This window comes from Vibrio sp. 811, from assembly GCF_033339195.1.
The window spans coordinates 1-802 of record NZ_JAWOUB010000273.1; the positions used below are offsets into that span (position 1 = coordinate 1).

1 pseudogene is annotated in these 802 nt (G+C 46.4%); it reads right to left on the reverse strand.

From position 1 onward, the window contains the following. Window positions 1-802 (reverse strand): annotated as a pseudogene (locus R7Q46_RS26300) (hypothetical protein); the annotation flags it as partial.

Genomic DNA, 802 nt, shown 5'->3' on the forward strand with positions numbered 1-802 from the left:
ATCTTCATGCCAGTGTGCATCTCTAACAAGTCACTTACGTTTACAGGTTGATTGTCTGGTTGCAGTTGAAGCTGCGCCAATTCAGGAACTAGCATTTGCGCAGTTTGAATCAACATGTTTGGATCTTTCGCAGACAGAGTAAACATGCCATCCATTTGGCTAAACACTTCGCCAAACTGTGCATCAGGATTGATGTTCAGATCGAACAGTTGCATGCTCAACCCTTTCAACCCATTCAGCATGCCAGAGCCCATGCTCACCGCTGCCGCCGGGTTTTGTCCGCCCATGTCTTTTTGCATTTGGCTCAGCAGCGCACATTGGTATTGTGGCTGAGTTATCTCTGTCCAAATTTGACCAATCGATGGCGCAAGCGTGTTGATGTCGATGCCTAGCGCCAAGCTAAAGAAGCTCTTATCGCTGTTAGACTCGGTTAACACACCACGAATCGATTTAAGCGCATCGACGATCACTTTATTCTTCGACTCAACAACAAAGCCGCCTTTGATTGACGCTTGCTCACCGTTTAGCTTGTACTCCGCAAACGCCACCGATTGAGGCCAGTTTTCTGCAATTTGCGTAAACTCGTTATGACAAACTGGTGTGCGCATTTCCGTAATGTTTGGATCGACGTTAAGACGAGTTAATTGACGAGCAAACATGTTGCCATCAACAGTGGTTAAACCTTTGATGATTTCACGATGGTCGATGTAGCCAAAAGAGTTGTTGTTTTTACCATACTGAGTTTGGATGGCTTCAGCACGACCGCTATCCGCTAATGATTGGGTTGGAGACTCAAGACCCA